Here is a 9,116-nt window from a genome sequence, read left to right as displayed (position 1 = left end):
AAAAGGTGGTGGTTCAACGCTCGGGCTCGATGTACACCTTCTGCACCTGCGGTTCGCGCTCGACGAGCGCGCGTTCGATGGCGGTGATGCGCTCGTCGATCTCTCCCGTATTGAGACCGTCATCGAAGCTGACGTCGGCCGTCACGATGAGCTGTTCGGGGCCGAAGTACACCGTCCGGAAGTCGTCGACGTGGCGGACGCCGTCCCAGCGGGCGACGATGGCCTTCAGGTCCCGTTCCTCGCCCCTGGGGAGGCTCTCGCCGATGAGCAGGCGCTTGTTCTCCCACGCGAGCGCGAGCGCGAAGCCCATCAGCATGAGTCCGATGAGGAAGGAGGCGACGGCGTCGTAGATCGGGTTGCCCGTCTGCCGGGAGAGGAACACGCCGAGCAGGGCGAGTCCAGCGCCGCCCATGGCGATCGAGTCCTCCGTGAACGCCGTCAGCGTGGTCACGTCGCTGGTCTTGCGGAACGCCTCGCGGAGAGTCGACCAGCCGTGCTCGTCCATCTGCAGGGAGAGCCCCTCGTAGGCCTTCTTGAGCGCGTAGCTCTCGAAGCCGATGGCCCCGAGGAGCGCCGCGTAGTTCACGTAGACCGCCGGAAACGTCCGGCCGAGGAGTTCGACGTCCCCCGGCGCGACCGGGTGGGGGTGGACGATGGCCTCGTAGCCGTGGGCGGCGCTCTCCCAGCCCGCGATGCCGAACAGGAGGACCGCGACGAGAAACGCGTAGAAGAACTGCGCCTTCCCGTAGCCGAACGGGTGGCCGCGGCTCGCTACCTTGTCGCTGTAGCGGATGCCGACCAGGAGGAACACCTGGTTGCCCGTATCCGAGATGGAGTGATACGTCTCAGAGAGCATCGACGGACTGCCCGTCAGGAGATAGCCGACGAACTTCAGCACGGCGATCGCCGCGTTCGCGAAGAGGGCGGCGAGGACGACGGTCGTACTGCTTGCCATTACCTATCGACAGACGAGCATACGGCAAAGAGCTACCGCCAGCGACTCGTAGCTCCGCACCGTCACTGCCCGCATGATCGCGGTACTCTCCGACACGCACGGACGAGACGGACACCGCCTCGACGGTCGCACCCTCGAGGCGGTCCGCGAGGCCGACCTCGTCTGCCACGCCGGCGACTTCCTCACCGAATCGGTCCTCGACGCCTTCGAGGCCGAGAGCGCCGCGTTCGTCGGCGTGGTCGGGAACAACGACGCCCCCGGCGTCCGCGAACGCCTCCCGAGAACCCGGACGGTCGAATTCGAGGGCGTCCGGATCGCGATGGCCCACGGCCACGAGCACACGGAGACGGCGCTAGCTCTGTTCGGTCGCCAGGAGAACGCCGACCTCGTCGTGGTCGGCCACTCCCACCGGCCCGAGTTCGGCTACCTCGGGACCGTCCCCCTCCTCAATCCCGGCAGCCACGCCGACCCGCGGTGGTACGAACCCGCGCACGCGGAACTCGAACTCGACCCGCTCCGGGGGCAGTTGGTCAGACCGAACGGGACGGTCATCGACGGGTTCGAGATGTGAGCGCCGGGGATCGAACGACCGAACGACGACGCCGGCGATGGGAGTAGCGACTGGTTCCGGGCACCGACCGCCGTCGACCCCCCGGGGGTCAAGGGGGTATCGAGGGTCGACGGAAACACTTGAGTGGACACACGCGATAGAGACGCTCACGGCCCGGTATCGTGCACGGGTTTCAGACGAACCCTTGTGAGGTTGAAGGCTGCCCCGAGGCGAGGCTCGCCTGCTCGTCGTCGTCGGTTTCAGACGAACCCTTGTGAGGTTGAAGACCGCCTCGCCCAACCGCTTCCGCCCGAACGTCCCCTCGTTTCAGACGAACCCTTGTGAGGTTGAAGGAGCCCCACCCGCCCGTCTCACGGCCCGGTTACTCGTCGCCGTCGAGGGCCGTCCGCCACTCCTCGAACAGCTCCTCTTTCCCCTCGACGGGTTCCGCTCCCTCGATAGGGTCCGGCGCATCCTCCATCCACTCGTCGATACGCCGTTCGTACTCGTAGGGGTCGTACTCCTCGCCGCGTTCGGCCGCCATCTCGGCCTGCGCCCGATGCGTTTCGGGGGCCAGCCGCAGGTCGGGGCGGTCAAAATCCGACACATCGGGGACGTCCTTTACAGCCATCGTTCAAACCTCGTGACATAGTTTTGGGCGTTCGCTCGTAAATACCTCTCGGCTCTCCCCATCGCCTCTTTCGCCGGAAGCGGTCTGGAAAGCGTACGCTTGGCGACCTGCCCCTTCTCAGGGTGGTACAGATCGAGATGTAGCCCGACCACCTCGACGTTCCGGTAGGTCGGTCCGTCGACGTCGTGATCGGATCGTGCGACCTCTAACCACCGGCCAGCGTGCCAATACTCAAGCTGGACGACGAACCGAACGGGCGTCCCCCGTCGCTTCGTCATCGCCACGCGAAGGCGACAGCACGGCGGTAGCCCGCGCTCGGTCGTCCACTCCTGTTCGTACTCGGTCACTTCGACCCCCCGTCGGCGGAGCGAGCAGCCTTCAACGCCGATTCCCCGAACACCCTGGCGACGCTCGCGAGCGTCGCCAGGCCGAACGTCGCGGTCGCCCACAGCGGAACCGCCTCGCCCCGGTAGACGTAGACCGCGACGACGGCGCACGCCGTCGATACGAGTAGCAGCGTCGTCACCGTTCCCGTAAACCGCCACCGAGTACGTGTGCTTTCCGTCTCCGCGTCGCTGTCGGCGGCGGCAGCGGACGCATCGTCGTCAAACCACTCCTCGACGGTAAGTCATTGACGGCCCGAAACTACTACCCAGATTTCGTATGAGCCCCGGGAGGTCAGTCTGATTTCGGAGACGGACTGACGGTTTCAGGGCGATCCGCGCGAAGTCGTGGCGAGAAGGCGAGCGTCGGGGGGAGGGCCGAAGCGACAGTACTCACTACGTGAGAGTGTCTCATATAGACGCGGAAGGCTCAAACGATCGTTTGAGCGATCGTCCCCGAAATGACTTTCGTGAGCGGGCCGTCAGGGTTCGTATGGTCTTCGGCCTCGACATCGTCACTCTCGTCGTCATCGGCGCGATCGTCCTGTTCCTGCTCGCGGTGTACCTCATGTTCCGCCGGACGGCGCTCGCGTTCCGGGAGGGCTTCGACGGCCGGCGGTAGCGCCGTCAGCGTGCCTCGGCGACGCGCTCGACGGCTGCCTCCACGTCGTCGCGCGAGACGTCCCAGTGGGTGACGAACCGGACGGTGTGCTCGCCGAACTCGGAGCCGGCGACGCCCGCCTCGCCGATCCGGTCGAGGAACGCGCTCGCCGGCCCCTCGGTCTCGACGAGGACGATGTTCGTCTCCGGTTCCTGAACGACGAGGCCGGAGAGGTCCGAGAGTCCCTCGGCGAGCACCCGGGCGTTCTCGTGGTCCTCCGCGAGACGGTCGACGTTTTCGAGCGCCAGGAGACCGGGCGCGGCGATCACCCCCGCCTGGCGCATCCCGCCGCCGAGGAGCTTCCTGACGCGGCGGGCGCGCTCGACGAACTCGGCGTCGCCCGCGAGCACCGACCCGACGGGCGCGCCGAGGCCCTTCGAGAGGCACATCATCACGGAGTCCACCTCGCGGACCATGCGGTCGAGGGGGACGCCCCGGGACACGGCCGCGTTGGCGACGCGCGCGCCGTCGAGGTGGAGGGGGACGCCGAGGTCGTGGGCCGCCCCGGCGGCGGCGTCGAGCACCTCCGGCGCGAGGGCGACCCCGCCCTTGCTGTTGTGCGTGTTCTCGAGCGCGACGAGTCCCGTCCCCGGTCGGTGGCTGCTCGCCTCGACGTACGCCGCCTCGATCTGCCCGGGGGTGAGCGCGCCGCGCTCGCCGCCGTCGACCGGGCGGGGCTGGACGCCCGAGAGCTGCGCGACGCCCCCGAGTTCCCACTTGTAGACGTGGCACTCGCGCTCGCAGATCAGCTCCTCGCCGCGGTCGGCGTGGACGCGGACGGCGATCTGGTTGCCCATGGTGCCGCTGGGGACGTAGAGCGCCGCCTCCTTGCCCAGCAGGTCGGCCGCGCGCGCTTCGAGTTCGGCCACGGTGGGATCGTCGCGGTGGACGTCGTCGCCCACCTCGGCGTCGCGGGCGGCCTCGCGCATCGCGTCGCTCGGACGGGTGACCGTGTCGCTTCGGAGGTCGATCATGGCCGCTCGTAGCCCGCCCGGCGTCAAATACGCCGTGGTCCGGCCGTGACTCCGAAAGGGGTATCGGCGGCGCGAGTGGAGGTCGAGGCATGGATCCGCGTATCAGGGAACACGCAGAGGTCATCGCCTCGCACTCGACCGACGTACAGCCGGGCGATCTCGTCGTCGTCGCCGCCCCTGCCGCCGCGGAGGACCTCGTCGTCGCGCTCCACGAGGTGCTCGGCGACCGCGGCGCGACGCCCGTCTACCTCGGGAAGAGCGACAGGGCGGACCGCGCGTACCTCCGCGCCGTGGACGAGGACGACCTCCGGACGCCGGAGCACCTGAAGGCGCTCTACGAGCGCGCGGACCGCGTGATCCGCGTCCGTGCGAAGGCGAACGCGACGGAGACGAGCGACGTCCCCACCGAGACTAACGCCGCCCACTCGCGCGTCTACCGGCCCGTCCAGGAGACCGTCCTCGGCAAGCGCTGGTGTCTCACCCAGTTTCCCACCCCCGCGGGGGCGCAGCTCGCCGAGACGAGCACCGAGGCCTACGAGAACTTCGTCTGGGACGCCATCAACCGGGACTGGGACGCCCAGCGCGAGTTCCAGGCGAACATGGTCGAGCGCCTCGACGCGGCGAGCGAGGTGCGGATCGTCTCGGGCGAGACGACCGACGTCACCATGAGCGTCGACGGGATGCGCACGCAGAACGACTACGGCGAGTACAACCTCCCCGGCGGCGAGGTGTTCACCGCGCCCGTCCCCGACAGCGTCGAGGGCGAGGTGCTCTTCGACAAGCCCGTCTACCAGCAGGGCCGCGAGGTTACCGGCGCGCGCCTCGTCTTCGAGGGCGGCGAGGTGGTCGAGCACGGGGCCGACAAGAACGAGGACGTGCTGACCGAACTGCTCGACACCGACGCGGGGGCGCGGCGGCTGGGAGAGCTGGGCATCGGGATGAACCGCGCGATCGACCGGTTCACCTACAACATGCTCTTCGACGAGAAGATGGGCGACACCGTCCACATGGCGATCGGCCGCGCCTACGACGACACCGTCGGCGAGGGCCGCGAGGCGAACCAGTCGGCGATCCACGTCGACATGATCGTGGACATGAGCGAGGACTCGCGCGTCGAACTCGACGGCGAGGTGGTCCAGCGGGACGGCACCTTCGCCTTCGAGGAGGGCTTCGACGGATAGCGGGAGGCCGCCCACGGAAGTAACACGGTACCCGAGGAGTCAGAGTGTCTGAAGGTTCGACCCGTCTCCCCCGCGTCAGCGAGCGACGAGGCGCGTCAGGGCGGCGTGGACCAGCGTCGCGTCGACGGTCCGGACGAGCGCGAGCGCGCTGCGGACGAGAAGGTCGCGGGGGCTCGGGCGTGCGTTACGGCTGACTCGCGGGCCCATCCCCGTTACGCGATCTCGTTGTCTCGGAGGAGGTCACAGAGCACGTGCGCGTAGAGCACGACGGCGGTGAAGGCCGCCACCGGGACGGAGACGAGCGCGAGCGCGCCCACGAGCAGGCCGACGACGAGGTGGTGGCTGAGGTGCCGGCGGCGCTCCATCGCGAGGCCGCGAAAGGCACCCTCCTGGTCGAGAAACGCCCCGCGGAGGTCGCGCAGGGAGGTCCGCAGGTGCGACCAGTCACCCGTCTGGATCCGGGCGATGAGGAAGTGGTCGAGGTCGACGAACACGCTGAGCGCGACGCCGTACGCCCACAGCGCGAGGAGCGCGGCGAGCGAGAACGCCTCCGTGAACGCGAGGACCGCGACCCCGACGGCGCTGACGACCGCCCCGACCGCGGCGTGTTCCGGCGAGTGCATTGTACTCCCGTCGCGAGGCGGGCATATCGTCCTGTCGCCGCCCGGGCGGCCTCGCGCTGTCGAGGGCGGGGGGCGAACTTACTCCTCGAGGAACGACAGCTGCGCCGTACCGTTCATCAGGAGCTTCGTCAGGTTGCCGCGGAAGCGGTAGGCGTCGACGCCGCCCTCGACGCGTCCCGTCACCTCGTTTCCGGTGATCGTGTCGGTCGCGGCGTCGTCGCTCCCCCGCGGGTGTTTGACGATCGTCCCGTCCACCGCTAGGGTGTAGGAGCAGGGGTCGCTGCCGGTCCCGTCCACGACGAACGTGTGGGGCAGTACCGCCCCCTCGACGCCCGCCGACGCGAGCAGCCCCGGATCGACCTGGCGGCCGTCGACGTAGACGGCCGCCTGACCGTCGAGTTGGAAGTCGGTGACGGAACCGGAGAACAGGTAGCCGTCCGTCCCGCCCAGCACGGCACCCTCCGCGCTCCCGCCCGAGATGTTGTCCCCGGCGTCGATCGATCCGACGTCGGGATCGGGCGCGACGCCGCCGCTGACGGTAAACCGATAGGTCGCCGCCGCGTCGCCCGTCCCGACGACCGCGAGGGTGCGTGAGGGGGCGGGATCGCCCATCGAGCGGAGTTCGTCCGCGGTGACGGCGGTCCCGTCGAGTTCGATCTCGACCGGACCGTCCACCTCGAAGTCGGTGACAGCACCCGTGAAGCGGTAGGCGTCGGTGCCGCCGACGAGGAACCCGCGAACCGAGTTCCCCTCGAGGTAGTCCTCGGTGCCGTAGGCCGGGTCGAATTCCAGGTCGCCGCTCACCGAAAACGAGTACGGCGACGCCTCCTCCGAGTGTAGCTTCAGGTGGCGCTTCGTCGCGCCGTCGGTCGATTCGGTCGATTCGGGCGACTCCTCGAGCGACGAACCGCCGTCCGACGAATCGTCACCGGACGCGCTATCGTCGGAGGCGTCACCGTCACCGCCGGACGAGCCACTGTTAGTACCGTCACCGTCGTCGGGGTCACTCATCGAGCGGAGTTCGTCCGCGGTGACGGCGGTCCCGTCGAGTTCGATCTCGACCGGACCGTCCACCTCGAAGTCGGTGACAGCACCCGTGAAGCGGTAGGCGTCGGTGCCGCCGACGAGGAACCCGCGAACCGAGTTCCCCTCGAGGTAGTCCTCGGTGCCGTAGGCCGGGTCGAATTCCAGGTCGCCGCTCACCGAAAACGAGTACGGCGACGCCTCCTCCGAGTGTAGCTTCAGGTGGTGGGACGTCCCGTCGTCCGCTCCGCTCGATCGGCCGTCGGAGTCGTCCGAGGAACCGTCGGCGTCGTCGCTCCGCCGCCACCGCTCGCTCGGAACGGGGCAGGACTCGTCGTAGCGCAGGTCGCGCGTCTCGGCCGACGAGCGGACGTAGCCGACGGCCTCCCCGGGGACGTTGATACAGGTGTTCTCGACGACGCAGTCCGGGGAGTCCTCCAGGTAGATCCCGTCGCCGTGCTCCATCTGGATACAGCAGTCGCGGACGACCGACTCCGGGCGCTTGTCGAGGACGATCGCGCCGCGCTCGCTGCGCGCCGATCCCGTCACCGAGACGCCGTCGATCGTGATCCCCCACTGGTCCTCCGGCGGGGTGCCGTGCGAGGAGAAGCGCTCGCCGGGGGCGTACGCGAAGACGGCTGGCTGTCCGTCGATGTCGTTTCGGATGCGGGTGTCCTCGATCGTGACGTCGCCGTCGGAGGCGTTGATGGCGATGACCCCCATGGCGGGGGTGTCACGGTAGGCGCTGCGCGCGATGACGTCGCAGTTGTAGACGCCGCCGCCGGTCTTCCCCCACGGCCCGCTCGAGAAGTAGAGGCCGTTGACCCCGCCGGGGTCGCCCGTGTTGTCCGGGTGGGCGTCGTCCCAGTCGATGACGACGGTCGAGTCCCTGATGTACGATCCCGCGCCGAGGCGCATGACGGCCATGTCGTTGTTCTTGAAGAGGCAGTTTTCGAAGTTCACCGCGCCCTCGTGCTTCCCGGTGTAGAGGCCGCCGTCGCCCGCCGCGTTCTCGATGTGGCAGTCGCGGAACGTGATCGTCCCCCGATGACCGTGGAAGACGCCCCCGGCACCGTCGTTGACGCCGTGGGGTTTGAAGTCGGACGGCCCGGTGTGGACGAGGTTCGTCACGAGGCCCTCGCCGTCGGGATCGGTGAGCTTCGGGAGCAACGCCCAGCGGTCGGTGTCCCCGCTGGTGTTGAAGCCCGCGAACTCGACGTCGTGGATCTGTAACCCGTCGCGGATCCGGATGACGTTCCCGATGTCGCCGCCGTCGCGGCGCATCCGCTGCTGGAAGGTAAGGTTCTCGAGCAGGATGTCGCTGCCGTCGCGGATCCAGAGGAAGTACGACGACTCGCCGGGGGGCGTGACGAACTCGACGTCGCGCCGGTGCGCGCCGAGCCCCCGAACGCCGAAGCGATTCAGCTCGCGTTGATCCCGATACTCGGTGAAGAGGTACCGACCGGGCGGAAACTCGACGAGAGTCCCGTCGTCCATCGCCCCGTAGAACGCGTCGTCGATCGGCCGCTCGCCGTCGGGGTCCATCCCCAGGTCCTCGACGGCGTTCAGTACGCGGTCGAACTCGATGCCGTGACGGGTCGTCCCGGCGGCCCGGCCTACTCGGCTGCCGACGGCGACGACGCCCGCCGCTGTCGCACCGAGTTTCAAGTACGTCCGTCGATCCAGAAACGACGCGTCCGATTCCGTCTCCCCCTCCGCCGAGGAGCCGTCCGCTGCGGATTCGCTCACGCTCCCACGTGCCAATTCGTCCATGCCACCATCATTCATCGGTTACGATGTAATAAGTATTTTGTTGTAAATCAATATTAGAAGAAAGTTAATAATTAAGATATATCAGTGGAGATAACGAAGAGCGCAACGATCGGGCCGACTTCCCAGACCTCGATATGCGGCCTGAATGAGGAGTATATTCGACTTTGACCGTGATCGGCGAGGAGTCCTTCGCAGATCATAGTTGCCTTCTTATAGGTAATAGTTAAGTAAATTACTTTTATATTGTCATAGTATTTTTCATATCCCTTACTTAGTAAGCCAAAAGATTCAAGGACGGTTCGAGGGCGGCGGGTACTGTGCAGGACCGGTGAAGCGTTCCATAACGACCCCTTCGGGAGATT

General features: G+C 67.6%; 11 protein-coding genes. 3 read left to right on the top strand and 8 right to left on the bottom strand.

The window, feature by feature from the left end:
• Positions 1 to 13 precede the first annotated feature (13 nt).
• Complete coding sequence (locus P1K31_RS13875) at positions 14 to 955, bottom strand: cation diffusion facilitator family transporter (protein WP_276303920.1); 942 nt, start codon at positions 953 to 955, stop codon at positions 14 to 16.
• Positions 956 to 1,028: 73 nt separating this feature from the next.
• Between P1K31_RS13875 and P1K31_RS13870 the strand changes: the two genes are divergently transcribed.
• Positions 1,029 to 1,526 (top strand): metallophosphoesterase, encoded by a 498-nt coding sequence (locus P1K31_RS13870; protein ID WP_276303919.1) that lies wholly within the window; start codon positions 1,029 to 1,031, stop codon positions 1,524 to 1,526.
• Positions 1,527 to 1,887: 361 nt separating this feature from the next.
• On the opposite strand, the gene P1K31_RS13865 is transcribed toward P1K31_RS13870, so the two are convergent.
• Genes P1K31_RS13865 through P1K31_RS13855 form a run of 3 tightly spaced genes read right to left on the bottom strand, consistent with a single transcriptional unit; the run spans position 1,888 to position 2,662 of the window.
• On the bottom strand, positions 1,888 to 2,136 hold the full coding sequence (locus P1K31_RS13865; RefSeq protein ID WP_276303918.1) for a hypothetical protein: 249 nt from the start codon (positions 2,134 to 2,136) through the stop codon (positions 1,888 to 1,890).
• On the bottom strand, positions 2,127 to 2,483 hold the full coding sequence (locus tag P1K31_RS13860) for a DUF7718 family protein (protein WP_276303917.1): 357 nt from the start codon (positions 2,481 to 2,483) through the stop codon (positions 2,127 to 2,129). The genes P1K31_RS13865 and P1K31_RS13860 overlap by 10 nt, the downstream gene beginning before the upstream one ends.
• Positions 2,480 to 2,662, bottom strand: coding sequence for a hypothetical protein (locus P1K31_RS13855; RefSeq protein WP_276303916.1), 183 nt, complete (start codon positions 2,660 to 2,662; stop codon positions 2,480 to 2,482). The genes P1K31_RS13860 and P1K31_RS13855 overlap by 4 nt, the downstream gene beginning before the upstream one ends.
• Before the next feature lie 350 nt (positions 2,663 to 3,012).
• On the opposite strand from P1K31_RS13855, the gene P1K31_RS13850 reads away from it, so the two are divergent.
• Positions 3,013 to 3,141: a hypothetical protein gene (locus tag P1K31_RS13850; protein WP_276303915.1), complete on the top strand. Its 129-nt coding sequence runs from the start codon at positions 3,013 to 3,015 to the stop codon at positions 3,139 to 3,141.
• A gap of 5 nt (positions 3,142 to 3,146) precedes the next feature.
• Here P1K31_RS13850 and ltaE read toward each other — a convergent pair whose 3' ends face one another.
• On the bottom strand, positions 3,147 to 4,154 hold the full coding sequence (gene ltaE, locus P1K31_RS13845; protein WP_276303914.1) for a low-specificity L-threonine aldolase: 1,008 nt from the start codon (positions 4,152 to 4,154) through the stop codon (positions 3,147 to 3,149).
• 89 nt (positions 4,155 to 4,243) lie between these two features.
• Between ltaE and P1K31_RS13840 the strand changes: the two genes are divergently transcribed.
• Positions 4,244 to 5,335, top strand: a complete 1,092-nt coding sequence (locus P1K31_RS13840) for an aminopeptidase (protein WP_276303913.1) — start codon at positions 4,244 to 4,246, stop codon at positions 5,333 to 5,335.
• A 75-nt stretch (positions 5,336 to 5,410) separates the two neighbouring features.
• Here the strand turns inward: P1K31_RS13840 and P1K31_RS13835 are convergent, their stop codons facing one another.
• The 3 genes from P1K31_RS13835 to P1K31_RS13825 all read right to left on the bottom strand — a co-directional run bounded on the left by P1K31_RS13835 (position 5,411) and on the right by P1K31_RS13825 (position 8,754).
• A complete protein-coding gene (locus tag P1K31_RS13835) occupies positions 5,411 to 5,542 on the bottom strand; it encodes a hypothetical protein (protein WP_276303912.1) in 132 nt (43 codons plus the stop codon).
• 5 nt (positions 5,543 to 5,547) lie between these two features.
• A complete protein-coding gene (locus P1K31_RS13830; RefSeq protein ID WP_276303911.1) occupies positions 5,548 to 5,958 on the bottom strand; it encodes a hypothetical protein in 411 nt (136 codons plus the stop codon).
• A gap of 78 nt (positions 5,959 to 6,036) precedes the next feature.
• Positions 6,037 to 8,754, bottom strand: coding sequence for a right-handed parallel beta-helix repeat-containing protein (locus P1K31_RS13825; protein WP_276303910.1), 2,718 nt, complete (start codon positions 8,752 to 8,754; stop codon positions 6,037 to 6,039).
• Positions 8,755 to 9,116 lie beyond the last annotated feature (362 nt).

Origin of the sequence: Halomarina halobia (genome assembly GCF_029338575.1) — an archaeon.
In the GTDB taxonomy this organism is placed as follows: domain Archaea; phylum Halobacteriota; class Halobacteria; order Halobacteriales; family Haloarculaceae; genus Halomarina; species Halomarina halobia.
This window is presented reverse-complemented; position numbering and strand designations above follow the sequence as displayed.